The organism is Pseudomonas sp. McL0111 (assembly GCF_052567255.1).
In genome coordinates, this window is record NZ_CP199585.1 from 1,834,025 (window position 1) to 1,858,852 (window position 24,828).

Consider the following 24,828-nt stretch of genomic DNA (forward strand, 5'->3'; position numbering starts at 1 on the left):
GTAATCATCACGGCAGGCCACGGTTTTGCCGGGTTTGTTCGGTCTTACTGGTCTGAACAGTCAGGTTGGTTTTCGCACCCCGATAGCGCATCGCAGCCCAGCGCCGAACCCCGCTGGGGCACGACTTGCCGGATGTTGCGAATAGCTTTACAACTAGCCGCACATTGGCCTGGCTCGTCTGGAAAACCATGAACTCGATCTCCCGCGCCGTACCCGAAGTGGCGCTGCAAGCTATTCGCAAACTGATCACCGAACAGGGTTTCGGCGCGGGCGATGCCTTGCCTTCGCAGCGCGATCTGGCCGTGCAGTTGGGGGTTAGCCGGGCTTCATTGCGCGAGGCGCTGTCGTCGCTGAGTGCGTTGGGTGTGGTGAGTATTCAGCCGGGCAAGGGCGTGTTCGTACAGGCGCCGGTTGATTTGTCACGCAGTGAAGGCGCGCTGGGCTGGCCATTCGCGGCGCAGGCCTCGCCGCTGGATATCTTTCAGTTGCGCTATGCGCTGGAAGGCTTTGCTGCGGGGCTGGCGGCGGTGACGTTGAGTACCTTTGAGCTGGACGCGCTGGAGGACAACGTCGCGGCAATGCGTGAGCAGTTACGGGCCAGCGACTTTGAAGCCGCAGCGAAACTCGACTTCGAATTCCACCGGCGCATCCTGCTGGCCAGCGGCAATCAGGCGATGCTGAGCATCCTCACCGCCAGTGCCGAGATCTTTCTCGAGAGCCAGAAGCTACCGTTCATCCGGGCCGAACGTGCCATGGAAACCTGGCAGGAACACCGCAAGATCCTCCGGGCACTCGCCCGTCGAGCCTCCGGCGCGGCGCAAAAAGCCATGCAGGAGCACGTGCGCAACGCTGCTCTGCGCACCGGAATTGCCTTCATCGCCCCCGCCACGGCGTGACTTGAGCTATACCCAAACTCATGGGGCACCATAGCAAGACTCAATCATCTGCGACTTCCTGAACAAGGGAAGGGCGGCTATGATGGGCCACGTTTTTTTGCTTACAACCTGGAGAATTCCATGAGCAGCGATCTTATCAAACACGTTAGCGACGCTAGCTTCGAAGCCGACGTACTCAAGGCCGAAGGCGCTGTACTGGTCGACTACTGGGCTGAATGGTGCGGCCCTTGCAAAATGATCGCCCCGGTTCTGGACGAGATTGCCGAGACTTACAAAGGCAAGCTGACCGTTGCCAAACTGAACATCGACGAGAACCAGGAAACCCCGGCCAAGCACGGTGTGCGTGGTATCCCGACTCTGATGCTGTTCAAGAACGGCAACGTTGAAGCGACCAAAGTCGGCGCGCTGTCGAAGTCGCAACTGGCTGCTTTCCTCGACGCCAACATCTAAGCGTCGCAGTAAAGTGTCTGAAAAAAAGCCCCGCAATTAGCGGGGCTTTTTGCGTATTCAGGGCTAGACGCTCCGAAATTCAGGTGGTACATTCGGCCCCGCACTGGTTTCTCCAATGCCCCCTGCTAGCCGCCGCCGACGCACTCCTTTTCGAACTAGTTCGCGATCCTGTCGCCTTCTCCGCGGCGCGGCCTCATTAAGCCAAAAGCTTAATTTCCCCCCTCCATAAATGATTACGTCATTCCTATATGAATCTGACTGAACTCAAGCAAAAGCCGATTACCGAACTGCTCGAATTGGCCGAACAGATGGGCATAGAAAATATGGCCCGTTCGCGCAAGCAGGACGTGATTTTCTCCCTGCTCAAGAAGCACGCGAAAAGCGGTGAGGAAATCTCCGGTGATGGCGTGCTGGAGATTCTCCAGGACGGCTTCGGCTTCCTGCGCTCCGCTGACGCTTCCTACCTGGCCGGCCCGGACGATATCTACGTCTCGCCTAGCCAGATCCGCCGTTTCAACTTGCGCACCGGTGACACCATCGTTGGCAAGATCCGCCCTCCGAAGGAAGGCGAGCGGTATTTCGCACTGCTCAAGGTCGACACGATCAACTTCGATCGTCCAGAGAACGCGAAAAACAAGATTCTCTTCGAGAACCTGACCCCGCTGTTCCCGACCGTGCGCATGAAGATGGAAGCCGGCAACGGTTCCACCGAAGACCTGACCGGTCGAGTGATCGACCTGTGCGCTCCGATCGGCAAAGGCCAGCGCGGTCTGATCGTTGCACCGCCGAAAGCCGGTAAAACGATCATGCTGCAGAACATCGCAGCGAACATCGCCCGTAACAACCCTGAAGTTCACCTGATCGTGTTGCTGATCGACGAGCGTCCGGAAGAAGTAACCGAAATGCAGCGCACCGTGCGCGGCGAAGTGGTTGCATCGACCTTCGACGAGCCGCCGACCCGTCACGTACAGGTTGCCGAAATGGTGATCGAGAAGGCCAAGCGCCTGGTCGAACACAAGAAGGACGTGGTGATCCTGCTCGACTCCATCACCCGTCTGGCCCGTGCCTACAACACCGTGATCCCGAGCTCCGGCAAGGTGCTCACCGGTGGTGTCGATGCCCACGCCCTGGAGAAACCGAAACGTTTCTTCGGCGCTGCGCGGAACATCGAAGAAGGCGGCTCGCTGACCATTATCGCCACCGCACTGGTTGAAACCGGTTCGAAGATGGACGAAGTGATCTACGAAGAGTTCAAGGGTACCGGCAACATGGAACTGCCTCTGGATCGCAAGATCGCCGAGAAGCGTGTGTTCCCGGCCATCAACATCAACCGTTCCGGCACCCGCCGCGAAGAGTTGCTGACTGCCGACGACGAACTGCAGCGCATGTGGATTCTGCGCAAGCTGCTGCACCCGATGGACGAAGTTGCCGCCATCGAGTTCCTGATCGACAAGCTGAAAACGACCAAGACCAACGACGAGTTCTTCTTGTCGATGAAGCGCAAGTAATACGAAAGCCGCTTAAAAAGGAGCGTCCCGAAAGGGGCGCTTTTTTTTGCGCTCGCGGTGCATAACTTTCCTGGCTGGCTAATGTCCTTGTTTGATCGGCTTGTATCCGAACCCACAAGGAGCGCTATGCACACGTTTGGCAATCGCCGTGATATCGACGGATTACGGGCACTCGCGGTTATTCCCGTCGTGCTGTTCCATTTCGGCTTCAGTACATTCAGCGGCGGTTTTGTCGGCGTTGACGTGTTCTTCGTCATCTCCGGATTCCTGATCACCACAATCCTGTTCCGTGAAATCAGCGCCCAGCGCTTCAGCTTCCTTGATTTCTGGGGGCGCCGGGCTCGTCGTATCCTGCCGGCCTTGAGTGTGGTTGTGGTGGTGACGCTGGCGTTGGGTTGGCTTTTGCTGACACCCAAAGACCTTTCCGAACTGGGGCGTACGGTTCGTTACCAGTCGTTGTTCATCTCCAACATCCTGTTCATGCGTCAGGACGGCTACTTCGAGCCTGCTTCGGAGCTCAAACCATTGCTGCACACCTGGTCGCTGGCGGTGGAGGAGCAGTACTACATCTTCTTCCCGCTGATGATGGTGTTGATGGTGCGCCACATCCGCCATTGGCGTTGGCTGCTGTTTGGCGTGCTGCTGGTGTCGTTCGGCCTGAACATTATCTACATCGAACGCAGGCTCGAATTTGCCTTTTTCTCGTTGCCAACCCGGGCCTGGGAATTGCTCTGCGGGGCCATGCTGGCGGTGATGCCTGCGCCGAAACTGGTTGTACGAACGTGGCTGCGTCAGTTGGTCGGTCTGGCTGGACTGGCGGCAGTGCTGGTAGCGGTGTTCACGTTTGACAAGTCCACGGTGTTCCCGGGCTGGGCGGCATTGCTTCCGGTATTGGGCACGACCGCGTTGATCTGGTCTGGCGCGCAGGGGCCGACGTGGGCTGGCCGGCTGTTGAGTGCCCGCGCCCTGGTGTGGGTCGGTCTGCTGTCCTATTCGCTTTACCTGTGGCATTGGCCGGTTTACGTGTATGCCAACGCGATTTCCATCGACGGCATCCAGCCTCTGGAAGCGATTGGCTGGATGGCCCTCGCGCTGGGTCTTGCATGGCTGAGCTTGCGTTACATCGAGCTGCCGTTTCGTGAAAAGCGAGTGTTTGCCAGCCGCAACTCGGTATTGATCGGTGGTTTGATCTCTATCACGGCTCTGGCTGTGACGGGGACGGCGATTGACCGGGCGCAAGGTGTGCCCCAGCGCATGACCGGTAAAGCGTTGGAGTACGCTCAGTCCCGGGAATGGCAGGCCGGGCAGGTGAAATGTATGCAGGTAAGCACGGACAAGGCGCTGGACAAAGCATGCCTGCTGGGCGGTGAACAGAAGTTAGCGGCGACAAAGATGTTCTGGGGTGACAGTCATACCGCCGCGTTGTTACCGGCCATCGAAGGAAGCGTCAGTCAAAATGGGCCGCCAGTGTGGTTGTACAGTCTGAGTGCCTGCCCGCCGATTATCGAAGATGTATTACGTCAGCAGTGCAAAGACTTCAATAAGCGAAACATGGAGAAAGTTCTCAGCCTCGGGATCAAGGACGTGGTGTTGGCGGCCAACTGGAGCTTGTACGTTTATGGCCGTGAAGACGGCGATGGCGACAGACAGTTCCTGCTTGATCGCAAAGACAATACGCAGCAAGCCGAACGGCGCATGGCCGCAGCGCTCAAGGCGCAAGTGGCCGAGCTACGTGACGCGGGCGTGCAGGTCTGGCTGTTCAAGGAGGTGCCGCTGCAGCACAAGAGTTTCATCAACCGTCTGACCAGCCTGGCGCGAATCGGGCGCTCGGCCGAGGGGCTCGGTCGGCCGCTCAATGAACATCTGGCGCGTCAGCAATTTTTCACTGACCTGTTCAACTCAATGAGTGCCGCGGATTCCGGTGTGCACGTCCTCGACCCGACACCGTTCATGTGTAAGGACGGGCTGTGCGCCATCGATGTCGATGGCCATTCACAGTACAAGGATGCAGATCATCTTTCTGACATGGGCAGTGCCAGATTGAGCCCTTTGTTTGCGCCGATACTGCTGGGCACCAACCACAATTGAGCAATGCCAAGCGCTGACGGGCTGCTGTTTGCCCGTCAGAGCAGGTAGGATGTACGCCTATTTTGAGGGTGCCATCGTCAATGAAATTCAAGGATCTTCGGGATTTCGTGCAGCAGCTTGAGCAGCGCGGAGAGTTGAAACGCATCCAGATTCCCGTCTCGCCGGTGCTGGAGATGACCGAGGTGTGCGACCGCACGCTGCGGGCCAAGGGCCCGGCGTTGTTGTTCGAGAAGCCGACCGGTTACGACATCCCGGTGCTTGGCAACCTGTTCGGCACACCCGAGCGGGTCGCCATGGGCATGGGTGCCGAGTCGGTCAGCGAGTTGCGCGAAATCGGCAAGCTGCTGGCGTTCCTCAAGGAACCGGAGCCGCCGAAGGGCTTGAAAGACGCGTGGTCGAAGCTGCCGATCTTCCGCAAGATCATCGCGATGGCGCCGAAAGTCGTCAAAGACGCGGTGTGCCAGGAAGTGGTTATCGAAGGTGATGATGTCGATCTGGCGATGCTGCCGGTGCAGACTTGCTGGCCCGGCGACGTCGGCCCACTGATTACCTGGGGCCTGACCGTCACCAAAGGTCCGAACAAGGACCGGCAGAACCTCGGCATCTACCGTCAACAAGTGATTGGTCGCAACAAAGTCATCATGCGTTGGCTCAGCCACCGTGGCGGTGCGCTCGATTTCCGTGAGTGGTGCGAGAAGCATCCAGGTCAGCCGTTCCCGGTGTCCGTGGCCCTCGGTGCCGATCCGGCGACCATCCTTGGCGCAGTGACGCCGGTACCGGACAGCCTCTCCGAATACGCCTTCGCCGGTCTGTTGCGCGGTAACCGCACGGAATTGGTGAAGTGCCGTGGCAACGACTTGCAGGTGCCGGCGACTGCCGAAATCATCCTCGAAGGCGTGATTCATCCGGGCGAAATGGCCGATGAAGGCCCGTACGGCGACCACACCGGTTACTACAACGAAGTCGATAGCTTCCCGGTATTCACCGTCGAGCGCATTACCCACCGGATCAAACCGATCTATCACAGCACCTACACCGGTCGTCCGCCGGATGAGCCGGCGATCCTCGGCGTGGCGCTGAATGAAGTGTTCGTGCCGATCCTGCAAAAGCAGTTCCCGGAGATCACCGATTTCTACCTGCCGCCGGAAGGCTGCTCGTACCGCATGGCCATCGTGACCATGAAGAAGTCGTATCCGGGCCATGCCAAGCGCGTGATGCTCGGTGTCTGGTCGTTTTTGCGACAGTTCATGTACACCAAGTTCGTTATCGTCACCGACGACGATATCAACGCCCGGGACTGGAACGACGTGATCTGGGCCATCACCACGCGCATGGACCCCAAGCGTGACACGGTGATGATCGATAACACGCCGATCGACTATCTCGACTTCGCCTCGCCGATTTCTGGCCTGGGCTCGAAAATGGGCCTCGATGCCACCCACAAGTGGCCGGGTGAGACCACTCGCGAGTGGGGCCGTGTCATCGTCAAGGACGACGCCGTTACTCAACGGATCGATGCCATCTGGAATCAGTTAGGAATAGATTGATGCGTGTAACCCTGCAGCCCTCCGGAGCGGTACTTGAGATACAGCCCGGTGAGCGGATTCTCGATGGTGCGCGGCGCCTTGGCTACGAATGCCCGCAAAGCTGCCGCAATGGCAATTGCCACGTTTGCGCGGCGTTGCTGGTGGAAGGTCGGGTCGAGCAGGCCGGCGATGTGCGTGACCACGGCGAGTTCTACACTTGCATAGCCGAGCCGCTGGAAGACTGCATCCTGCTGTGGGATGGCGTGCTCGCGCTAGGAGAACTGCCGGTGCGCAGCTTGTCGTGTCAGGTCATCGAGTGCCGGGATGTCGGTGGCGACACCTGGCGCGTGCGCTTGCGTGCGCCGGCCGGCAAGCCGCCGCGTTATCACGCCGGGCAGTATTTGCTGATCGAACGCGAGAACGGCGAGAAATCGGCGTTCTCCATGGCCTCGGCACCGCATGGCGGGCGAGACCTGGAAATCCATGTACTGGCGCGCGAACCCAGTGCGTTGAGCCTGATCGAGCAATTGCAGCGCAATCCGCTGGTGCGCGTCGAACTGCCGTTCGGTGATACCCACCTTGCGGAACTGCCCGACGGTCCACTGGTGCTGATCGCTGCCGGAACCGGCATGGGGCAGATCCACAGCCTGATCGAACATTGCCGGGCCAACGGCTTCAAGCACCCGGTGTATCTGTACTGGGGCGTGCGCCGACCGGAAGACTTCTATCAGATGGAACATTGGGACGAATGGGTGAAGTTGCCCAACCTGTTCCTGCACAAGGTCGTCAGCGATCAATGCGGCTGGGAAGGGCGCTGCGGGATGTTGCACGAAGCAGTCTGCGAGGACTTCCCTGATCTGAAACCGTTGCACGTCTACGCCAGCGGCTCACCGGCCATGGTCTATGGCACGCTGGACGCTTTGGTTGAAGCGGGGATGGATGCGCATCAGATGCGCGCCGACGTCTTCGCCTACGCGCCTCGTTCCTGAGTCGCGATTGAGCGTGCGTTACTAGAAACGCACGCCGGTCGTGACCATGGCCGCGTTGGCGCCGAGCAACACCAGTTCGGCAGCCACTGGCCCGTAATGAGTGCCCAGAGACGGAATGATCACCGGTGCAACACCGAAGTGATTGAGCGGGATCTTGTCCTTGTAGTCGCCGCGATAACCCTGCAACAACCCGCCGGTGAGTTTCAGGTAAACCGGATAATCGGCACTGTCGAAACGTTTGCCGACATAACCGTAATTTGAGCGCTGGCTGAACGAGTTACGAAAAGTCGCCCCGCCAAATACCCAGCCTGACGCCTGATTACGTTCAATGCCAATCAAGTCCTGATTGTTATTGTGTTCAGGGTCGGGAGAGTAGTGTTTGGTATAGACACTGGTCTGTGCATACCAGAACCCGCCGTCTTTCTCCGAGCTTTCCTGCGCCATTGTCTGGCCAGCCAGACTCAGCAGCAGTGCGGTCAAAATCCATGGGGTTTTCATTGTGCAGCCTCGGTAACGGGATGGCTTGCGCCAGAGGAAGGCCGTTATACGCGGGCGTTCAGCGACGGGACATAAAGAGATTCCGATATTTTAGTAGGAAATTTCCTTCGTACTCATGAACAAACCCTGAACAGGTGAGCGAATGCTTATGGATATGTCATTCAGGTATTTAAGACATTGGTGAAAGGGGATTAGGCTATATAAAAGCCAATGACCGGGCTGATAGCCGTTATTTGTCCTTATCAAAAGTGTCATACATCCTTTAGCACTTTTCGTTTTAGAGTTACTGCTATATGTTCTATGAAGCGAATTGTGCTTACATCTTGTAATACTTGCGGGGCCGAACACTACTGTCATGACAGCCATTGAATCTGCTTTTCTGAATCTGGCTTACCCTCCGCGGCTCGATCTGGGCGCGCAGCTGACGCACGAACAACTTCTCGTCTCGATGCAATCGACCATGGCGCGCCACAAGGGCGGGCCGGTGTGGCTGTTCGCCTATGGCTCGTTGATCTGGAAGCCGGAGTGTTCGTCCTCTGAACGGGTGCGCGGTCGGGTGCATGGTTACCATCGCGGCTTGTATCTGTGGTCGCACGAGCACCGAGGCACCCCGGAAATGCCCGGGTTGGTGTTTGGTCTGGATCGCGGGGGTTCTTGCAGCGGCTTTGCCTATCGGCTGCCGGAAGAGAATCTCGACAGTGCGTTGTATGCCCTGTGGAAAAGAGAGATGCCGTTTCCATCCTATCGCCCGCACTGGCTCAACTGCCGTCTTGAAGATGGCAGCCAGGTACAGGCCTTGGGATTTGTGCTGGAGCGACACCTGCCCAGCTATGCCGGCAACTTGCCGGATCATGTGCTGAGCCAGGTGTTCGAAAGCGCTTGCGGGCGTTATGGCACCACTCGCGATTATGTCGAGCAGACCGCACACGCTCTGCGTAGCCACGCCATGCCAGACCGGAATCTGGAGGCGCGGCTCAAGCGCTGTCAGTCAAAGACTGATCAGGCGACGGCTTCGCGGCTCTGACTGGCGACTTGTTTGTGCCAAAGGGTCGGGGCCAGGCAAACCATTGCCATAATGCAGCCGCCTACCAGAAGCACGAAACCACCGTCCCAGCCGAAATGGTCCACGGTGTAGCCCATCGCCGCACTGGCTGCGACCGAGCCACCCAGATAACCAAACAGGCCGGTGAAGCCCGCGGCGGTGCCGGCGGCTTTTTTCGGTGCCAGCTCCAAAGCTTGCAGGCCTGTCAGCATCACCGGACCATAGATCAGGAAACCGATTGAGAACAGGGCGATCATGTCGATGGTCGGGTTGCCTGGCGGGTTAAGCCAGTAGACCAGCGTCGCTACGGTGACCAGCGCCATGAACACCATGCCGGTCAGGCCACGGTTGCCACGGAAGATCTTGTCCGACATCCAGCCGCACAGCAAGGTGCCTGGAATGCCGGCCCACTCGTAGAAGAAGTACGCCCACGACGTGGTATCCACGGTGAAGTGCTTGGCTTCTTTCAGGTACGTCGGGGCCCAGTCCAATACGCCATAGCGCAGCAGGTAGACGAAGACGTTGGCCATGGCGACGTACCAGAGCATTTTGTTGCGCAACACGTATTTGACGAAGATTTCCTTGGTGCTGAATTCGTCTTCGTGGCTGGCGTCATAGCCTTCCGGATAGTCGTTCTTGTACTGCTCGATCGGCGGCAGGCCAACCGATTGCGGGGTGTCGCGCATGGTGATGAAGGCAAACGCCGCCACACCCAGGGCCACTGCTGCGGGTACATAGAATGCAGCGTGCCAGTCATTGAACAAGCCCATGCCAAGCAGAAACAACGGGCCGATCAGACCACCGCCAACGTTGTGCGCCACATTCCACACCGACACTACGCCGCCGCGTTCCTTTTGCGACCACCAGTGCACCATCGTCCGGCCGCTTGGCGGCCAGCCCATGCCCTGAGCCCAGCCGTTGATGAACAACAGGATGAACATCATCGTCACGCTGGACGTGGCCCACGGTGCGAAACCGAAAACGAACATCACGCCCGCCGAGATAAGCAGGCCGAACGGCAAGAAGTAGCGAGGGTTGGAGCGATCCGAGACCAGGCCCATCAAGAACTTCGACAAGCCGTAAGCGATCGCGATAGCCGACATTGCCAGACCCAACTGACCCCGGGTGTAGCCCTCGTCTATCAGGAATGGCATCGCCAGCGAGAAGTTTTTGCGCAGCAGGTAGTAACCCGCGTAACCAAAGAAAATACCGGCGAAGATCTGCCAGCGCAGGCGTCGGTAAGTGCTGTCTATTTTTTCTTCAGGCAATGGAGCCTGATGTGCGGCAGGACGAAAGAAAGCAAACATTCAAGAGCTCCAGATTTCTTGTTTTGACTGCGGATGCGAATGTTACAGTTTCGTTACCGAAAATAGCACCGGTTCGCATCGCCAAAACAGCGGAAAATGTTGGAAGTCGCATGTTCCTTTACGAACCTGTCGCTCAGCTGTAAGAACAGGGCGTTTTCACCACTTATCAACATCGAGTGACTTAGACTCGCGGCCAGTTCAGCCGATTGATCAGTCGAGATAAGAAATGCCACTGAAGGTTCGCAGGTTATTGCCGAGATTTTTTGTGGCGGCAGCACTCACCTTTGTGGTGCTGACCTTGATTTATGCTGATCATCCTGCCCATTCGGGCCTGCGCAATGCCACCGTATTGATCATTCGGCATGCGGAAAAACCGGATGTGGGATCGGTACTCAATGCCCGAGGCGAACAGCGCGCGGCAGCCTACGTCGATTATTTCAATCCGCTGAAACTCGACGGCCAGACCCTCACCCCCCAGCGTTTGATTGCTGCCGGCGACACCGCGGAGAGCTCACGCTCGCGCCTGACCCTGATCCCGCTGGCCCAGCGTCTGAACCTTGCGATTGAGCAGCCCTACCTCAATGGTGATCTTCATCAGTTGGTCAAACTGCTGCGCAAGAGCAATCAGGCGAAGACCGTGCTGATTGCCTGGCATCACGGACATATCAATAAACTGCTCAAAGCCTTCGGCGGCGACGCCACAGCATTGATGGGCCAGGAAAAATGGCCCGACGATGTCTACGACTGGCTGATCGTGTTGCGCTTCGATGAAAATGGCCGCCTCATCCCGTCTCGTAGCGAGAAAATTCAGGAACACCTGCTGCCGGGCGACATCGGCTATGCGCCCGGCAACTGATGACGTGCGTCCCAGGCTCAGCGCACCTGCACCACAACCTTGCCCACAGCCTTGCGCTGTCCAAGATCATTGATCGCCTGCGCCGCATTGCTCAGCGGATAGACCTGCGACACCAGCGGTTTCAGCTTGCCCTCGGCGAACCAGCCAAACAACTGCTGGAAATTCGCCGCGTTGTCCTGTGGCTGACGTTGAGCGAAGGAGCCCCAGAAAACGCCGAGCACCGCCGCGCCCTTGAGCAGGGCGAGGTTGACCGGCAATTCGGGAATGCGTCCGCTGGCGAAGCCGACTACCAGCAGGCGGCCGTTCCAGGCGATGGCGCGGATGGCTTGATCGAACAAGTCACCGCCGACCGGGTCGTAGATCACGTCAGCGCCCTGGCCATCGGTCAGGCGTTTGATTTCTTCCTTGAGGCTGGTTTCGCTGTAGTTGATCAGTTCGTCGGCGCCGGCCGCTTTGGCCACCGCGAGTTTCTCTGCGCTACTGGCAGCAGCGATGACCCGGGCACCCATGGCTTTGCCGATTTCCACGGCTGCCAGACCGACACCGCCGGATGCGCCCAGTACCAGCAGGGTTTCACCCGGTTGCAGGTTGGCGCGCTGTTTCAGGGCGTGCATCGATGTGCCGTAGGTCATGCTGAACGCGGCGGCGGTGTTGAAGTCCATCGACGGTGGAATCGGCAGGACGTTGTAGCCCGGCACCGCGACCTGTTCGGCGAAGCTGCCCCAGCCGGTCAGGGCCATGACCCGGTCGCCGACCTTCAAATGGCTGACTTTTTCACCGACAGCGCTGACCACGCCCGCCGCTTCACCGCCCGGAGAAAACGGGAAGGGTGGCTTGAACTGGTATTTACCCTCGATGATCAGCGTGTCCGGAAAGTTGACCCCGGCAGCGTGCACCTCCAGCAGGATTTCGTTCTTCTTCGCGACAGGACTGGCGACGTCTTCCAGCACCAGCGATTCGGCAGGGCCGAAGGCTTTGCACAGCACGGCTTTCATCAGGGCTATTCCTTTGGGAGTGATGGCCGATAAGTGTAGGTGTGTCAGTCAACGGGTCAACGAGCATGCCCGACCCTGATAGTCGCCCATAAGCTTGTGCTTGCGCGGCGGGTCGTTATGCTAGGCCGCAAACCGGATAAGGAGCGAATTGTGAAAGCGTGGATCATGTTGTTGCTGGCCCTGTCTCTGCCTGTGGCAGCGCTGGCCGAAGAAGCCAAAGAAGGCGAAGCGCCAAAGGTTAGCTACATCACCCTGAGCCCGCCTTTTGTGGGCAACTACGGGTTGGATGGCACACCGAAACTCAAGGTCTTCAAGGCTGACGTCGCGCTGCGGGTGACGGGTGATGAGTCGGCCAAACTGGTCAAGGCCAACGAACCGCTGATTCGCAATCAACTGGTGGCGCTGTTCACTCAGCAGACTACCGAAGCGATGGGCAGCATCGAAGGCAAGGAAAAGCTGCGTCAGGAAGCGCTGAAGCAGACTCAGCAAGTGATGAATGACGAGACTGGCAAGCCGGTGGTTGAGGATCTGTTGTTCAACAACCTGATCATTCAGTAAGACTTCTGCTGTCCGGGCGGGCCTCTTCGCTGGCAAGCCAGCTCCCACAGGATTTGCGGTGAAACACATTAATGTGATCGCCGCAGAACCCTGTGGGAGCTGGCTTGCCAGCGATTGCATTTTGTCAGCCGAAAAAAGTCTCAAGGCTTGAGCGCAATCACCGTCGCCCATTGCTCCGCCGTAACCGGCATCACCGACAACCGCGAACCCTTCTGCACCAACGGCATCTCGGCCAGCGCCGTCTGCTGTTTCAGATAATCAAGCTTCAACACCCGCGCAAACGTCTCGACATGGGCGACATCGATCGCGCTCCAGGCGTTTTTCTCGAGGCTGGCCTTAGGATCGAAGTAATGGCTCTCTGGCTCCAGCGCCGTCGGGTCAGGGTAGGCTGCCTTGATAATCTTGCCGATCCCGGCAATTTCCGGCTCCGGGCAGCTGGAGTGATAGAAAAAGAATTCGTCCCCAACCGCCATGGCCCGCAGGAAATTGCGCGCCTGATAATTGCGAACCCCATCCCAGCGCGCGGTGCCGAGCTTTTCCAGGCCTTTGATCGAGAGTTCGTCGGGCTCGGATTTCATCAGCCAATAGGCCATGTATTTTGCTCCTGAAACGGTCATTGGGCAGGTTGTCGGGCAATTTTATGACAAACCGACGGTCGGTTGACGTCAGCGTTTGCGCAGAGGGTCACGTTGACGCAAAATGCCGGCCTTTAAAGCTTGACGCTGCTGCACGGCCTACACACGGAAACCGCTGCTGTCATCGTGATGATGTGCCTTGAGGGGGGCAATCGATGAAACGCAAACCGGATTTACTATGGATTTTGGTTATTTTGTTCGGCCTGGGCGTCGTGACCACTGGTTATGCGCAGAGCCTGTGGGCCAACAAGACCGATGCACCGATTGAAGTCGCGCAACAAGTACAACAGTCGACCGCGTTCAAACGCTGAAACTGCCTTCCCGACGTCGCTGATCCGCGCGGCGTCTATCCTGCGAAATACCACGCCTTGTCGGTGACCGTGCCTTGTAACGGTACATCCCAACTCGCTTGCGCCAAGCGTTCGACCTTCTGACATTCATGGGCCAGCCCCAGCAGCGTCGGCTTGCGCCAGTTTTTTCGACGCGCCAGATACGCCAGGCTGCGGTCGTAGAAGCCACCGCCCATTCCCAAACGTCCACCGACGTCGTCAAAACCCACCAGCGGCAACAGCACCAGATCCAGCGTCCAGACTTTGCGTTGTCGAGCGAGGCAGGCGCGCGGCTCCAGAATGCGGAAGCGATTGGGTTTGAGTTTCTCGCCGGGGCGGATGCGCTGGAAAACCATTTTGGTTCGCGGCCAGGCACTGAGCACCGGTAGATAGGTCGCCTTGCCCCGACGCTGAGCTTCACGCAGCAGCAGGCGCGGATCGATTTCACCGTCGGTGGGCAGGTATAGAGAGATATGTTTCGCCCGGCGGAAATGCGGGTCTTGCGCCAGTTGCCGGTACAAGCCTTTGGCGGCCTGGCGTTGTTCGCTCTTTGACAGCGAGCGGCGCGCCTTGCGCAGCAGGCGGCGAAGTTGCGGGCGTGGTAGCAGCGCGGGTTCGGTCATGGTTCGGCTTCGGCAGGTGGGACGAAAACGTACGCATAAAAAATCCGATGTCGGTTTTCACCGACATCGGATTCGAATCAGGCTCCCCGGATGAACCGCTGTCAACTTAGCCCTTGAACCCGAAAGTTCAAGGTGGAAGATGCAGTAGACTTTAAGGCTTTCCGTCTAGCGGACATGCACACCAGCCCAACGTGCAACTTCCAGGGTAGTGCGAATCGGCTCAGGGACATCGTCAACTGGCAAGCACCCCAGGGAGTGCCGGGAGTATACCTCAAGCGGTCTGACGAATCAGCCCTTGGTGACGTCTGGCTCGGTGGCCAGCACCAGATCGACACGATCGAGCAAGTCGCGCACCTGTTCACGGGTCGAGCCGCTGGCCTGGATGTCCGGTCGCTCTTCTTTGTGCAAGAGATCGTGGGTGATGTTCAGTGCAGCCATCACGGCGATACGGTCGGCGCCGATGACTTTGCCGCTGCTGCGGATTTCACGCATCTTGCCATCGAGGTAGCGTGCGGCGCTCACCAGATTGCTGCGTTCTTCCTGCGGGCAAATGATCGAATACTCTTTGTCGAGGATCTGCACGGTTACGCTATTGCTTGAACTCATGAGTCTTGCTCCAGGGCCTTGAGGCGCGAAATCATCGACTCGACCTTACGCCGGGCGATTTCGTTTTTTTCAATGAGATGCGCGCGTTCCTCGCGCCAGGTCTTTTCCTGAGCTAGTAAGAGTCCGTTTTGGCTCTTTAGTTGCTCGACTCGGGTAATCAGCAGCTCGAGTCTGGCCATCAGCGCTTGCAGGTCGTTGTCTTCCATTGTGTCCACTGAATTTGTGTCTGATGGAGGTGACAGGCGGACAGCCTTTAATAGTCTTGGCGAGTCTGTCGATGTAGGATACAAGGCCTTCATTCTAGACATAGCGCCGTCTGGCGCCTAGCTGCCCATGACCATTCAGAATTCCCCGTACCAAGCCTTCGCCACTCTGCTGACTTCCAGCGGCCACAACGTCTCGCCTGCCGAATTGCATGGCCTGCTGCTCGGGCGCAGTTGCGCCGGAGCCGGCTTCGACAACGAAGGCTGGTTGATCGATGCCGCCGAATTGCTAGAAGGCGAGATCCAGGACAACGTCCGCAATGCCCTGATCGGCTTGCAGGAAATGGTCAAAGGCGAACTGACCGGCGACGACGTTACCGTCGTGCTGTTGCTGCCGACCGATGACGCGCCACTGGCTGACCGCGCCGCCGCACTGGGCGAATGGTGCCAGGGTTTCCTCAGCGGTTTTGGCCTGAACTGCCGCGACAGTAGCATGCTGAGCACCGAAGCCACTGAAGTGCTGCAGGATCTGGCAGCCATCTCTCAGGTGCAAGACGCTCTGGAAGAATCCGAAGACGGCGAAAGCGATTACATGGAAGTCATGGAATACCTGCGCGTCGCGCCGCTGCTGTTGTTCTCCGAAACCAAGAAAGCCGACGTGCCGCCCGCCGCCAAACCGTCGTTGCATTAATCGCGTGCCAGGGAAAGCCATCTGCCCATGATCCATATCCCGAAAGCGGAATACAGCCGTCGCCGCAAGGCCCTGATGGCGCAGATGGAACCCAACAGCATCGCGATCCTGCCCGCCGCCGCAGTTGCCATCCGCAACCGCGACGTCGAGCACGTCTATCGCCAGGACAGCGATTTCCAGTACCTCAGCGGGTTCCCCGAGCCGCAGGCCGTGATCGTTCTGATGCCCGGTCGCGAACACGGTGAGTACGTGTTGTTCTGCCGTGAGCGCAACGCCGAACGTGAATTGTGGGACGGCTTGCGTGCAGGCCAGGAAGGCGCGATCCGCGACTTCGGCGCCGACGATGCCTTCCCGATCACCGACATCGACGACATCCTCCCAGGCCTGATCGAAGGTCGCGACCGGGTGTATTCGGCGATGGGCAGCAACCCGGAATTCGACCGGCACCTGATGGACTGGATCAATGTGATCCGCTCCAAAGCGCACCTTGGCGCCCAGCCGCCGAACGAGTTCGTTGCCCTGGATCATCTGCTGCACGACATGCGCCTGTATAAATCGGCGGCAGAAGTGAAGGTAATGCGCGAAGCCGCAAGGATCTCGGCCCAGGCACACATTCGGGCGATGCAGGCCAGTCGCGCCGGATTGCACGAGTTCAGCCTCGAAGCCGAACTCGACTACGAATTCCGCAAGGGTGGGGCGAAGATGCCGGCCTATGGCTCGATTGTCGCTGCCGGGCGCAACAGCTGCATCCTGCATTACCAGCAGAATGACGCGCTGCTCAAGGACGGGGATCTGGTGCTGATCGACGCCGGTTGCGAGATCGACTGCTATGCCAGCGACATCACTCGCACTTGGCCGGTCAACGGCAAATATTCGCCCGAGCAGAAAGCGATTTACGAATTGGTACTGGCTTCGCAAGAAGCGGCGTTTACCGAAATCGCCCCGAACAAGCACTGGAACCAGGCGCATGAAGCCACAGTGCGAGTGATCACCAGCGGTCTGGTGAAGCTGGGCTTGTTGCAGGGCAACGTCGACGAATTGATCGCCAGCGAAGCCTATAAAGCGTTTTACATGCACCGCGCCGGCCACTGGCTGGGCATGGATGTGCACGACGTCGGCGAATACAAGGTCGGCGGCGAATGGCGCGTGCTGGAGGTCGGCATGGCGCTGACCGTGGAGCCGGGCATCTATATCGCCCCGGACAATCAGAACGTAGCGAAGAAATGGCGCGGCATTGGCGTGCGCATCGAGGACGACGTGGTAGTGACCAAAACCGGATGTGAAATCCTGACCAACGGCGTACCGAAAACCGTCGCCGACATCGAAGCGCTGATGGCGCAAGCCCGGGCGCACGTGGCATGAGTCGGGTCAATCTGGCAATCATCGGTGGCGGTCTGGTCGGCGCCAGTCTCGCGTTGGCTTTGCAGGCCGGAGCCAAGGCCCGTGGCTGGAAGATCGTGCTGATCGAACCGTTCGCCCCCGGCGAAGGTTGGCAGCCGAGCTACGATGCGCGCTCCTCGGCCCTGTCGTTCGGCGCCCGACAGATTTATCAGCGACTCGGTGTGTGGCAGGAAATCTCCCGCCGCGCCGAGCCGATCAAGCAGATTCATGTCTCCGACCGTGGACGCTTCTCCACCGCCCGTTTGTCGGCGATGGAAGAGGGCGTGCCGGCGCTCGGTTATGTGGTGGAAAACGCCTGGCTCGGCCAGTGCCTGTGGCAACACGTCGATAAAGAGGTGATCAGTTGGCGCTGCCCGGCGGAAGTCACCCGTATGGAGCCGCTGGCTGACGGTTATCGTCTGACCCTCAACGACGAAACCACTATTGAATGCGACCTCGCCGTGCTGGCCGATGGCGGTCGTTCCGGGCTGCGCGAGCAACTGGGCATCAATGTGCGCAAGCGTCCGTACAACCAGAGCGCGCTGATCGCCAACATCACCCCGAGCGAAGCGCACAACGGCATGGCCTTCGAGCGCTTTACCGATGACGGTCCGATGGCGCTGCTGCCATTACCGGAAAACCGCTGCGCACTGGTCTGGACCCGTTTGGGCATGGATGCGCAACGTCTGGCGGACTTGAGTGATCGCGATTTCCTCAGCGAATTGCAGAGCGTGTTCGGCTATCGCCTCGGTACCCTGAAACAGGTTGGCGCGCGGCATCTATATCCGCTGTCGCTGGTGGAGGCCGAGGAGCAGGTGCGTCCGCATCTGGCGATCCTCGGCAACGCCGCGCACAGCCTGCATCCGATTGCCGGCCAGGGTTTCAACCTGTCACTGCGCGATGCCAATGCGCTGGCTGAAGCCTTGCTCGCCAGCGACAAACCGCTGGGCGATTTCGCCACGTTGCAGGCTTATCGCGAGCGTCAGCGTCTCGATCAAGAGCTCACCGTAGGTTTCTCCGATCAAGTTACCCGACTGTTCGGCAGCACCCAGCCGCTGGTGTCGCTGGGACGCAACATCGGTTTGCTCGGTCTTGATCTGCTGCCACCGGCGAAACGCTGGTTCGCCCGTCAGGCCATGGGTTTGGGAACACGTCCGGATGCGTAACTGGTTGATGCGTTCGTTCGGCAAGGCACGCTTGATGCGCTGGGTGATGACGTTCTATCCGCCTTACCTTGGCGCTGGCGTGCGGGTTCGGCACATCAGCGATGACTTTCGCGACATTCAAGTGTCGATGGGATTGGGCTGGTACAACCGCAATTACGTCGGCACCCAGTTCGGCGGCAGTCTGTATTCGATGGTCGATCCGTTCTTCATGCTGATGTTGATGGAAAACCTCGGCTCGCGTTACATCGTCTGGGACAAGGCTGCCGACATCGATTTCATTGCGCCGGGCAAGGGCCGGGTGTTCGCCCGGTTCAACATCGACGAGACCTTGCTCGACGAGATCCGTCGGCAGACCGCCAGTGGCGAGAAATACCTGCCGCAGTTGCAGGTCGACATTCATGACGGCGCCGGCAACTTGGTGGCGCGGGTCGGTAAAACCCTTTACGTGCGGCTCAAGCCGCAAGCGAGACAGGCTTAAAGCATGGAAATGCGCGCAGATCTGCTGATTGTCGGAGCCGGAATGGTCGGCAGCGCCCTCGCGTTGGCGTTGCAGGACAGCGGGCTGGAAGTCCTGCTGCTCGACGGCAGCCCGTTGAGCGTCAAACCGTTCGATATCGATGCGCCGTTCGAGCCACGGGTGAGTGCGCTGTCGGCCGCAAGCCAGCGGATTCTCGAACGCCTCGGCGTCTGGGATGGCATCGCCAAACGGCGCAGCAGTCCTTACACCGACATGCACGTCTGGGACGGCAGCGGCACCGGGCAGATCCACTTCTCGGCGAGCAGCGTGCATGCCGAGGTGCTCGGGCACATCGTCGAAAATCGCGTGGTACAGGATGCCTTGCTCGACCGCTTGCACGACTGCGATCTGGGCATGCTGGCCAATGCGCGACTGGAACAGATGCGCCGCTCCGGCGACGACTGGCTGCTGACGTTGGCCGATGGCCGCACCTTGCGTGCGCCGCTGGTCATCGCTGCCGATGGCGCTAATTCGGCGGTTCGGCGCCTGACTGGCGTTGCGACCCGCGAGTGGGATTATCTGCACCACGCCATCGTCACTAGCGTGCGCAGCAGCAAACCGCACCGGATGACGGCGTGGCAGCGTTTCACCGATCACGGGCCGCTGGCGTTTTTGCCGCTGGAGCGTGATGGTCAGCAGGATTGGTGCTCGATTGTCTGGTCGACCACCCCGAGCGAAGCCGAGCGTCTGATGGCGCTGGATGAAGCGGCGTTCTGCCAGGAGCTGGAGCGGGCGTTCGAGGGTTGCCTCGGTGAAGTCATCAGCGCTGATCCACGGGTCTGCGTGCCGCTGCGTCAGCGCCATGCCAAGCGTTATGTCGCTGAAGGTCTGGCGTTGATCGGCGATGCCGCGCATACCATTCACCCGTTGGCAGGGCAGGGTGTGAACCTTGGTTTTCTTGATGCGGCGGTGCTGGCTGAAGTGCTGCTGCAAGCGGCCGAACGTGGCGAACGTCTGGCGGATGTGAAGGTGCTGAGCCGTTACGAACGTCGGCGCATGCCGCACAACCTGGCGCTGATGGCGGCGATGGAAGGCTTCGAGCGCTTGTTCCAGGCTGATCCGCTGCCGGTGCGCTGGTTGCGTAATGCCGGGTTGAAACTGGTTGAGCAGATGCCTGAGGCCAAGGCGTTGTTCGTGCGCGAAGCCCTCGGCCTGACCGGCGACCTCCCGGCCCTCGCCAAACCCTGACTTCTTTATTGAGGCTGCCGGCCTCATCGCTGGCAAGCCAGCTCCCACAGTGGGCGGTGTGAAGCTGCAATCCGCAGTGCACCGCGAAACCCTGTGGGAGCTGGCTTGCCAGCGAAGGCGTCCGCGCAGCCACCGCATATTTCAGCTTGCGCAACATCTGGTAAAGACTTGGGGAAGTGTTCGATTGTGGTGGTAAATGTGAGTCCTTATCATTTGGCCCACATTTCCCGACCGAGAGACCACTCCCATGTTGGCACCCAAGCGTCTTCTGACCGCACTGGCCCTGACCCTGATCGGCAGCACCACCGCACAGGCTGCCGATGAGGTAGTGGTTTACTCGTCGCGCATCGATGAACTGATCAAACCGGTATTCGATGCCTACACCGCCAAAACCGGGGTGAAGATCAAGTTCATCACCGACAAGGAAGCGCCGCTGATGCAGCGCATCAAGGCCGAAGGCGAAAACGCCACCGCCGACCTGCTGTTGACCGTCGATGCCGGCAACCTCTGGCAGGCCGAGCAGATGGGCATCCTCCAACCGTTCACCTCGAAAACCATCGACGCCAATATCCCGCTGCAATACCGCTCGTCCACTCATGCCTGGACCGGTCTGAGCCTGCGTGCGCGAACCATCGCTTACTCGACACAGCGAGTGAAACCGGGCGAGTTGACCACCTATGAAGCACTGGCCGACAAGAACTGGGAAGGTCGCCTGTGCCTGCGTACGGCGAAGAAGGTCTACAACCAGTCGCTGACCGCGACCATGATTGAAGTGCATGGCGCCGAGAAGACCGAGAAGATCCTCAAGGGCTGGGTCAACAACCTGTCCACCGACGTGTTCTCCGATGACGTTGCAGTGCTGGAAGCGATCAACGCCGGGCAGTGCGATGTCGGCATCGTCAACACCTACTACTACGGCCGCCTGCACAAGCAGAAGCCGGATCTGCCGGTGAAACTGTTCTGGCCGAATCAGGCGGATCGTGGGGTACACGTCAATCTGTCGGGTATCGGCCTGACCAAACACGCACCGCACCCGGAAGCAGCCAAGGCACTGGTCGAGTGGATGACCACACCTGAGGCGCAGAAGATCTTTGCTGATGTGAACCAGGAATTCCCGGCCAACCCGGCTGTGGCACCTTCCGAGGAAGTGGCGGCCTGGGGCAAGTTTGTTGCCGATACACTGCCGGTAGAAGTGGCGGGCAAGCGTCAGGCTGAAGCGATTCGCATGATGGATCGGGCGGGCTGGAACTGAGTCGATCACTCGATAAAACTATGTCCAGTGATTCTACTGTGGCGAGGGAGCTTGCTCCCGCTGGGGCGCGAAGCGGCCCCATGGCGTCCTCGTCTGTCGTCTGAGTTGATCTGGTAACCTTTTGCGGCTGCTTCGCAGCCGAGCGGGAGCAAGCTCCCTCGCCACAGAATATGGCCGACACAGAACTTGTGTCGGCCCTGTAATTTTTGAGACCTCCCTTGGCCCACCCCGCCCAACGCCGCTGGTATCCCGTCGTCTTCGCCATCGCCGCGCTGGTGCTGTTGCCGCTGAGCGTTTTGCTGCTGTCGTGGCAGACCATCGACCAGCAGATCTGGTCGCATCTGTGGGAAACCCAGATGCCGCGCTTGCTGGGCAACACTCTGACGCTGGTGCTCGGCGTCGGGATTGGCGTGACGCTGTTGGGCGTCAGTCTGGCGTGGCTCACCAGCCTCTGCGAATTCCCCGGCCGGCGCTGGCTCGACTGGGCGCTGATGCTGCCGTTCGCCATCCCCGCCTACGTGCTGGCGTTTGTCTTCGTCGGTTTGCTGGATTTCGCCGGCCCGGTGCAAACCCTGTTACGCGAGTGGTTCGGCAGCGGCCTGCGGCTGCCGCGAGTGCGCTCCACTGGCGGGGTGATTCTGGTGTTGGTGCTGGTGTTCTATCCTTACGTCTATCTGCTGGCGCGCACTGCGTTCCTCGCTCAGGGCAAAGGCCTGATGGAGGCTGCGCGGGTGCTGGGTCAATCGCCGTGGCAAGCTTTCTGGCGCGTGGCGTTGCCGATGGCGCGTCCGGCGATTGGTGCCGGTGTAGCGCTGGCACTGATGGAAACCCTGGCGGATTTCGGTGCGGTCTCGGTGTTCAATTTCGACACCTTCACCACCGCGATCTACAAGACCTGGTATGGCTTCTTCAGCCTCTCCAGCGCGGCGCAACTCGCCAGTCTGTTGCTGCTGGTGGTGATGCTGGTGCTCTACGGCGAACGTCGTGCCCGTGGGGCGAACCGGGCTAGCAACGAACGGCCACGGGTCAAGGCGTTGTATCACTTGCGTGGTTTGAAGGCATGGGCGGCGATGAGCTGGTGTGGACTGGTGTTCGCCTGCGCCTTCGTGATTCCGGTGCTGCAACTGATTATCTGGTTCTGGCAACGCGGACGTTTCGATCTCGATGAGCGTTATGCCGGGCTGATTCTGCACACCCTGTATCTGGGCGGCTTGGCAGCGCTTATCACGGTGAGCGTCGCCTTGCTGCTGGCCTTCGCTCGACGGCTGGCGCCAACCCGGCCGATCCGCGCCGGGGTCAGTCTGGCCAATCTGGGTTATGCGTTGCCGGGCTCGGTGCTGGCGGTGTCGATCATGCTGGCGTTCAGTTATCTCGACCGGGAACTGGTGATTCCGCTTTCCGGCTGGCTCGGCGGTGCGGGCAAACCGCTGCTGCTCGGCAGTCTGGCGGCGTTGCTGATGGCTTATCTGGTGCGGTTCATTGCGGTAGCCTACGGGCCGCTGGAAAACAGTCTGGCGCGTATACGGCCGTCTTTGCCCGAAGCAGCACGTAGCCTGGGTGTCAGTGGGCCGCGACTGTTTTTCAAAGTGTATCTGCCGTTATTGCTGCCGGGGACGCTCAGCGCAGCGTTGCTGGTGTTCGTCGACGTGCTCAAGGAAATGCCCGCAACCCTGCTGATGCGCCCGTTTGGCTGGGATACGCTGGCGGTGCGCATCTTCGAAATGACCAGCGAGGGCGAATGGGCGAGGGCGTCATTGCCGGCGCTGACCCTGGTTCTGGTCGGACTGTTGCCGGTCATCGGCCTGATCCGGCGATCTGCGCATCGAAACACTTAGTCGTCAGCCCTGAATCATGCGGCTACAATGCGCGGCATTCGGTGCGGTTCGTCTGACAGATCTGTTCGCTGGAATCGGCTGAGAGCCTTCTATTTCAAGGCTTTCACCCCGTACAGCAGCTGTCCGCACCTTCGCCACGCCCGGAAGGAGAAACCCATGGGACAGCGTACGCCTCTGTATGACCTGCATCTCGCCCTCGGCGCGAAGATGGTCGATTTTGGCGGTTGGGATATGCCACTGCATTACGGCTCGCAGGTCGAGGAACACCATCAGGTGCGCCGCGATTGCGGGGTGTTCGATGTTTCCCACATGACCGTGATCGATGTCGCCGGCACCCAGGCCAAGGCCTGGCTCCAGCATTTGCTGGCCAATGACGTCGAACGCCTGCACAGCCCTGGCCGTGCGTTGTACAGCACCATGCTCAATGACCGTGGCGGCATCGTCGACGACATGATCGTCTACCGTCTCGACGACGGTTATCGGCTGGTATTCAACGCCTCTACCCGCGATCAGGATCTGGCCTGGATGCAGGCGCATCTCGGCGCTTACGACGTGCAACTGCACGAGCGCCCGGAGCTGGCGATGCTCGCCATTCAAGGTCCGCAGGCCCGGCACAAGATTGCCGAGCTGGTGACCCAGTCCCGCGCCACGCTGATTCAGCAGATCAAGCCCTTTGAAGGCCGCGCCGACGGCGACTGGTTCATCGCTCGCACCGGATACACCGGTGAAGATGGCCTGGAAATCGTCCTGCCTGCCGATCAGGCCCCGGGTTTTTTCAACGATCTGGTGGGCGCCGGTATTTCGCCCATTGGCCTCGGTGCCCGCGACACCTTGCGGGTTGAGGCCGGGATGAACCTCTATGGTCAGGACATCCATCAGGACGTTTCGCCGCTCGCTTCGAACATGGCCTGGAGCATTGCCTGGGAACCGGCCTCGCGCCAGTTCATCGGCCGCTCTGCGTTGGAGGCGGAGAAAGCCGCTGGCGTTGCGCACAAACTGGTTGGTCTGGTGCTTGAGGAACGCGGTGTTTTGCGTGCTCATCAGGTGGTTCGTATCGCTGATGTTGGCGAAGGGGAGATCACCAGTGGTAGTTTCTCTCCTACGCTAAGCAAATCGATTGCCCTGGCGCGTGTTCCGACGGCAACTGCCGACCGCGCCGAAGTGGAAATCCGTGGCAAATGGTATCCGGTACGAGTGGTCAAACCGACCTTCGTGCGTCATGGCAAAACTTTGATCTAACCTATTTCCGGCGGGTCCGACCGCTGACAATTTCCTGAGGGCACCGAACATGAGCAACATCCCAGCCGAACTGCGTTTTGCCGAAAGTCACGAATGGGCACGTCTGGAAGCCGATGGCACCGTCACCGTGGGCATCAGCGATCACGCGCAAGAAGCGCTGGGTGATGTGGTGTTCGTCGAGCTGACTGAAGTGGGTAAGGTCTTCGCTGCCGCAGAACAGGCTGGGGTGGTCGAGTCGGTGAAAGCCGCTTCTGACATCTACTCGCCGATCGCTGGTGCAGTGATTGCCGTCAACGAAGAGTTAAGTGGTTCGCCTGAGTTGCTGAACTCCGATCCGTACGGCGCGTGGATCTTCAAGCTCAAGCCAGACAACGCGGCTGATCTGGAAAAACTGCTCGATGCAGATGCGTACAAGGCTGCAATCGGCGAGTAATGCTCGCCCCGTAAGAGC

General features: G+C 59.4%; 26 protein-coding genes and 1 other RNA gene. 19 read left to right on the top strand and 8 right to left on the bottom strand.

The genetic code is table 11. From position 1 onward, the window contains the following. Positions 1 to 188 precede the first annotated feature (188 nt). The 6 genes from ACTWLJ_RS08265 (at position 189) to ACTWLJ_RS08290 (ending at position 7,457) form a co-directional block, all read left to right on the top strand. Positions 189 to 896: a FadR/GntR family transcriptional regulator gene (locus ACTWLJ_RS08265; RefSeq protein ID WP_445180501.1), complete on the top strand. Its 708-nt coding sequence runs from the start codon at positions 189 to 191 to the stop codon at positions 894 to 896. 120 nt (positions 897 to 1,016) lie between these two features. Further along, positions 1,017 to 1,346 carry a thioredoxin TrxA gene (trxA, locus tag ACTWLJ_RS08270; protein ID WP_003206727.1) on the top strand — a complete coding sequence of 110 codons (330 nt, stop codon included), beginning with the start codon at positions 1,017 to 1,019 and terminating at the stop codon, positions 1,344 to 1,346. Between the two features lie 248 nt (positions 1,347 to 1,594). Then, a complete protein-coding gene (rho, locus tag ACTWLJ_RS08275; RefSeq protein ID WP_042561678.1) occupies positions 1,595 to 2,854 on the top strand; it encodes a transcription termination factor Rho in 1,260 nt (419 codons plus the stop codon). A 126-nt stretch (positions 2,855 to 2,980) separates the two neighbouring features. Then, complete coding sequence (locus tag ACTWLJ_RS08280; protein ID WP_445180502.1) at positions 2,981 to 4,942, top strand: acyltransferase family protein; 1,962 nt, start codon at positions 2,981 to 2,983, stop codon at positions 4,940 to 4,942. Positions 4,943 to 5,022: 80 nt separating this feature from the next. After that, entirely contained in the window at positions 5,023 to 6,489 is a 1,467-nt protein-coding gene (ubiD, locus tag ACTWLJ_RS08285) for a 4-hydroxy-3-polyprenylbenzoate decarboxylase (protein WP_401212797.1), read from the top strand. After that, entirely contained in the window at positions 6,489 to 7,457 is a 969-nt protein-coding gene (locus ACTWLJ_RS08290) for a CDP-6-deoxy-delta-3,4-glucoseen reductase (protein WP_445180503.1), read from the top strand. Before ubiD ends, ACTWLJ_RS08290 begins: the two co-directional genes overlap by 1 nt. A gap of 21 nt (positions 7,458 to 7,478) precedes the next feature. Here ACTWLJ_RS08290 and ACTWLJ_RS08295 read toward each other — a convergent pair whose 3' ends face one another. Then, entirely contained in the window at positions 7,479 to 7,955 is a 477-nt protein-coding gene (locus ACTWLJ_RS08295) for a sn-glycerol-3-phosphate transporter (protein WP_445180504.1), read from the bottom strand. Positions 7,956 to 8,310: 355 nt separating this feature from the next. On the opposite strand from ACTWLJ_RS08295, the gene ACTWLJ_RS08300 reads away from it, so the two are divergent. After that, positions 8,311 to 8,979 (top strand): gamma-glutamylcyclotransferase, encoded by a 669-nt coding sequence (locus ACTWLJ_RS08300; RefSeq protein ID WP_445180505.1) that lies wholly within the window; start codon positions 8,311 to 8,313, stop codon positions 8,977 to 8,979. On the opposite strand, the gene glpT is transcribed toward ACTWLJ_RS08300, so the two are convergent. Then, complete coding sequence (glpT, locus tag ACTWLJ_RS08305) at positions 8,955 to 10,304, bottom strand: glycerol-3-phosphate transporter (RefSeq protein WP_445180506.1); 1,350 nt, start codon at positions 10,302 to 10,304, stop codon at positions 8,955 to 8,957. The two genes, ACTWLJ_RS08300 and glpT, sit on opposite strands and share 25 nt — an antisense overlap. 226 nt (positions 10,305 to 10,530) lie before the next feature. Here glpT and ACTWLJ_RS08310 point away from each other — a divergent pair, with 226 nt between their 5' ends. Then, on the top strand, positions 10,531 to 11,160 hold the full coding sequence (locus ACTWLJ_RS08310) for a flagellar basal body-associated protein FliL (protein ID WP_445180507.1): 630 nt from the start codon (positions 10,531 to 10,533) through the stop codon (positions 11,158 to 11,160). Between the two features lie 17 nt (positions 11,161 to 11,177). Here ACTWLJ_RS08310 and ACTWLJ_RS08315 read toward each other — a convergent pair whose 3' ends face one another. Next, entirely contained in the window at positions 11,178 to 12,155 is a 978-nt protein-coding gene (locus ACTWLJ_RS08315; protein WP_401212780.1) for an NADPH:quinone oxidoreductase family protein, read from the bottom strand. A 150-nt stretch (positions 12,156 to 12,305) separates the two neighbouring features. On the opposite strand from ACTWLJ_RS08315, the gene ACTWLJ_RS08320 reads away from it, so the two are divergent. Beyond that, a complete protein-coding gene (locus ACTWLJ_RS08320) occupies positions 12,306 to 12,713 on the top strand; it encodes a flagellar basal body-associated protein FliL (protein WP_401212777.1) in 408 nt (135 codons plus the stop codon). A gap of 140 nt (positions 12,714 to 12,853) precedes the next feature. Here the strand turns inward: ACTWLJ_RS08320 and ACTWLJ_RS08325 are convergent, their stop codons facing one another. Further along, positions 12,854 to 13,306: an EVE domain-containing protein gene (locus tag ACTWLJ_RS08325; protein WP_445180508.1), complete on the bottom strand. Its 453-nt coding sequence runs from the start codon at positions 13,304 to 13,306 to the stop codon at positions 12,854 to 12,856. A gap of 197 nt (positions 13,307 to 13,503) precedes the next feature. Here ACTWLJ_RS08325 and ACTWLJ_RS08330 point away from each other — a divergent pair, with 197 nt between their 5' ends. Further along, a complete protein-coding gene (locus tag ACTWLJ_RS08330) occupies positions 13,504 to 13,659 on the top strand; it encodes a hypothetical protein (protein ID WP_445180509.1) in 156 nt (51 codons plus the stop codon). A gap of 35 nt (positions 13,660 to 13,694) precedes the next feature. On the opposite strand, the gene ACTWLJ_RS08335 is transcribed toward ACTWLJ_RS08330, so the two are convergent. The 4 genes from ACTWLJ_RS08335 to ACTWLJ_RS08350 form a co-directional block, all read right to left on the bottom strand. Then, on the bottom strand, positions 13,695 to 14,300 hold the full coding sequence (locus tag ACTWLJ_RS08335) for a 5-formyltetrahydrofolate cyclo-ligase (RefSeq protein WP_401212770.1): 606 nt from the start codon (positions 14,298 to 14,300) through the stop codon (positions 13,695 to 13,697). A 79-nt stretch (positions 14,301 to 14,379) separates the two neighbouring features. Next, a non-coding RNA gene (ssrS, locus tag ACTWLJ_RS08340) (6S RNA) lies at positions 14,380 to 14,558 on the bottom strand. 30 nt (positions 14,559 to 14,588) lie between these two features. Continuing rightward, entirely contained in the window at positions 14,589 to 14,906 is a 318-nt protein-coding gene (locus tag ACTWLJ_RS08345; RefSeq protein ID WP_401212769.1) for a cell division protein ZapA, read from the bottom strand. Then, positions 14,903 to 15,112 (bottom strand): TIGR02449 family protein, encoded by a 210-nt coding sequence (locus ACTWLJ_RS08350; RefSeq protein WP_401212767.1) that lies wholly within the window; start codon positions 15,110 to 15,112, stop codon positions 14,903 to 14,905. The genes ACTWLJ_RS08345 and ACTWLJ_RS08350 overlap by 4 nt, the downstream gene beginning before the upstream one ends. A gap of 127 nt (positions 15,113 to 15,239) precedes the next feature. On the opposite strand from ACTWLJ_RS08350, the gene ACTWLJ_RS08355 reads away from it, so the two are divergent. From ACTWLJ_RS08355 to gcvH, 9 genes are all read left to right on the top strand, one after another. Then, positions 15,240 to 15,800 (top strand): YecA/YgfB family protein, encoded by a 561-nt coding sequence (locus ACTWLJ_RS08355; RefSeq protein ID WP_445180510.1) that lies wholly within the window; start codon positions 15,240 to 15,242, stop codon positions 15,798 to 15,800. 27 nt (positions 15,801 to 15,827) lie between these two features. Continuing rightward, the gene (gene pepP / locus ACTWLJ_RS08360) at positions 15,828 to 17,162 is read left to right on the top strand and encodes a Xaa-Pro aminopeptidase (protein ID WP_445180511.1); all 1,335 of its coding nucleotides are present in this window, start codon (positions 15,828 to 15,830) and stop codon (positions 17,160 to 17,162) included. Further along, positions 17,159 to 18,346 (top strand): 2-octaprenyl-6-methoxyphenyl hydroxylase, encoded by a 1,188-nt coding sequence (ubiH, locus tag ACTWLJ_RS08365; RefSeq protein WP_445180512.1) that lies wholly within the window; start codon positions 17,159 to 17,161, stop codon positions 18,344 to 18,346. Before pepP ends, ubiH begins: the two co-directional genes overlap by 4 nt. Continuing rightward, positions 18,339 to 18,824 (top strand): DUF4442 domain-containing protein, encoded by a 486-nt coding sequence (locus ACTWLJ_RS08370; RefSeq protein WP_401212758.1) that lies wholly within the window; start codon positions 18,339 to 18,341, stop codon positions 18,822 to 18,824. Before ubiH ends, ACTWLJ_RS08370 begins: the two co-directional genes overlap by 8 nt. Before the next feature lie 9 nt (positions 18,825 to 18,833). Further along, positions 18,834 to 20,051 carry a 2-octaprenyl-3-methyl-6-methoxy-1,4-benzoquinol hydroxylase gene (locus tag ACTWLJ_RS08375; protein WP_445181340.1) on the top strand — a complete coding sequence of 406 codons (1,218 nt, stop codon included), beginning with the start codon at positions 18,834 to 18,836 and terminating at the stop codon, positions 20,049 to 20,051. A gap of 247 nt (positions 20,052 to 20,298) precedes the next feature. Then, complete coding sequence (locus ACTWLJ_RS08380) at positions 20,299 to 21,303, top strand: extracellular solute-binding protein (RefSeq protein ID WP_401212755.1); 1,005 nt, start codon at positions 20,299 to 20,301, stop codon at positions 21,301 to 21,303. A gap of 218 nt (positions 21,304 to 21,521) precedes the next feature. Continuing rightward, entirely contained in the window at positions 21,522 to 23,138 is a 1,617-nt protein-coding gene (locus ACTWLJ_RS08385; RefSeq protein ID WP_445180513.1) for an ABC transporter permease, read from the top strand. Between the two features lie 156 nt (positions 23,139 to 23,294). Continuing rightward, positions 23,295 to 24,377 carry a glycine cleavage system aminomethyltransferase GcvT gene (gcvT, locus tag ACTWLJ_RS08390; protein WP_445180514.1) on the top strand — a complete coding sequence of 361 codons (1,083 nt, stop codon included), beginning with the start codon at positions 23,295 to 23,297 and terminating at the stop codon, positions 24,375 to 24,377. A 49-nt stretch (positions 24,378 to 24,426) separates the two neighbouring features. Then, positions 24,427 to 24,810: a glycine cleavage system protein GcvH gene (gene gcvH / locus ACTWLJ_RS08395; protein WP_445180515.1), complete on the top strand. Its 384-nt coding sequence runs from the start codon at positions 24,427 to 24,429 to the stop codon at positions 24,808 to 24,810. Positions 24,811 to 24,828: the final 18 nt, after the last annotated feature.

Excerpts from the sequence above, each read along its gene's own strand:
- ACTWLJ_RS08355 (WP_445180510.1), top strand. The coding sequence starts at position 15,240 with ATGACCATTCAGAATTCCCCGTACCAAGCCTTCGCCACTCTGCTGACT.
- gcvH (WP_445180515.1), top strand. The coding sequence starts at position 24,427 with ATGAGCAACATCCCAGCCGAACTGCGTTTTGCCGAAAGTCACGAATGG.
- trxA (WP_003206727.1), top strand. The coding sequence starts at position 1,017 with ATGAGCAGCGATCTTATCAAACACGTTAGCGACGCTAGCTTCGAAGCC.
- ACTWLJ_RS08280 (WP_445180502.1), top strand. The coding sequence starts at position 2,981 with ATGCACACGTTTGGCAATCGCCGTGATATCGACGGATTACGGGCACTC.
- ACTWLJ_RS08345 (WP_401212769.1), bottom strand. The coding sequence starts at position 14,906 with ATGAGTTCAAGCAATAGCGTAACCGTGCAGATCCTCGACAAAGAGTAT.
- ACTWLJ_RS08295 (WP_445180504.1), bottom strand. The coding sequence starts at position 7,955 with ATGAAAACCCCATGGATTTTGACCGCACTGCTGCTGAGTCTGGCTGGC.
- ACTWLJ_RS08330 (WP_445180509.1), top strand. The coding sequence starts at position 13,504 with ATGAAACGCAAACCGGATTTACTATGGATTTTGGTTATTTTGTTCGGC.
- ACTWLJ_RS08265 (WP_445180501.1), top strand. The coding sequence starts at position 189 with ATGAACTCGATCTCCCGCGCCGTACCCGAAGTGGCGCTGCAAGCTATT.
- pepP (WP_445180511.1), top strand. The coding sequence starts at position 15,828 with ATGATCCATATCCCGAAAGCGGAATACAGCCGTCGCCGCAAGGCCCTG.
- ACTWLJ_RS08350 (WP_401212767.1), bottom strand. The coding sequence starts at position 15,112 with ATGGAAGACAACGACCTGCAAGCGCTGATGGCCAGACTCGAGCTGCTG.
- ACTWLJ_RS08380 (WP_401212755.1), top strand. The coding sequence starts at position 20,299 with ATGTTGGCACCCAAGCGTCTTCTGACCGCACTGGCCCTGACCCTGATC.
- ubiD (WP_401212797.1), top strand. The coding sequence starts at position 5,023 with ATGAAATTCAAGGATCTTCGGGATTTCGTGCAGCAGCTTGAGCAGCGC.
- ubiH (WP_445180512.1), top strand. The coding sequence starts at position 17,159 with ATGAGTCGGGTCAATCTGGCAATCATCGGTGGCGGTCTGGTCGGCGCC.
- ACTWLJ_RS08300 (WP_445180505.1), top strand. The coding sequence starts at position 8,311 with ATGACAGCCATTGAATCTGCTTTTCTGAATCTGGCTTACCCTCCGCGG.
- ACTWLJ_RS08290 (WP_445180503.1), top strand. The coding sequence starts at position 6,489 with ATGCGTGTAACCCTGCAGCCCTCCGGAGCGGTACTTGAGATACAGCCC.
- glpT (WP_445180506.1), bottom strand. The coding sequence starts at position 10,304 with ATGTTTGCTTTCTTTCGTCCTGCCGCACATCAGGCTCCATTGCCTGAA.
- rho (WP_042561678.1), top strand. The coding sequence starts at position 1,595 with ATGAATCTGACTGAACTCAAGCAAAAGCCGATTACCGAACTGCTCGAA.
- ACTWLJ_RS08315 (WP_401212780.1), bottom strand. The coding sequence starts at position 12,155 with ATGAAAGCCGTGCTGTGCAAAGCCTTCGGCCCTGCCGAATCGCTGGTG.
- ACTWLJ_RS08370 (WP_401212758.1), top strand. The coding sequence starts at position 18,339 with ATGCGTAACTGGTTGATGCGTTCGTTCGGCAAGGCACGCTTGATGCGC.
- gcvT (WP_445180514.1), top strand. The coding sequence starts at position 23,295 with ATGGGACAGCGTACGCCTCTGTATGACCTGCATCTCGCCCTCGGCGCG.
- ACTWLJ_RS08335 (WP_401212770.1), bottom strand. The coding sequence starts at position 14,300 with ATGACCGAACCCGCGCTGCTACCACGCCCGCAACTTCGCCGCCTGCTG.
- ACTWLJ_RS08375 (WP_445181340.1), top strand. The coding sequence starts at position 18,834 with ATGCGCGCAGATCTGCTGATTGTCGGAGCCGGAATGGTCGGCAGCGCC.
- ACTWLJ_RS08325 (WP_445180508.1), bottom strand. The coding sequence starts at position 13,306 with ATGGCCTATTGGCTGATGAAATCCGAGCCCGACGAACTCTCGATCAAA.
- ACTWLJ_RS08310 (WP_445180507.1), top strand. The coding sequence starts at position 10,531 with ATGCCACTGAAGGTTCGCAGGTTATTGCCGAGATTTTTTGTGGCGGCA.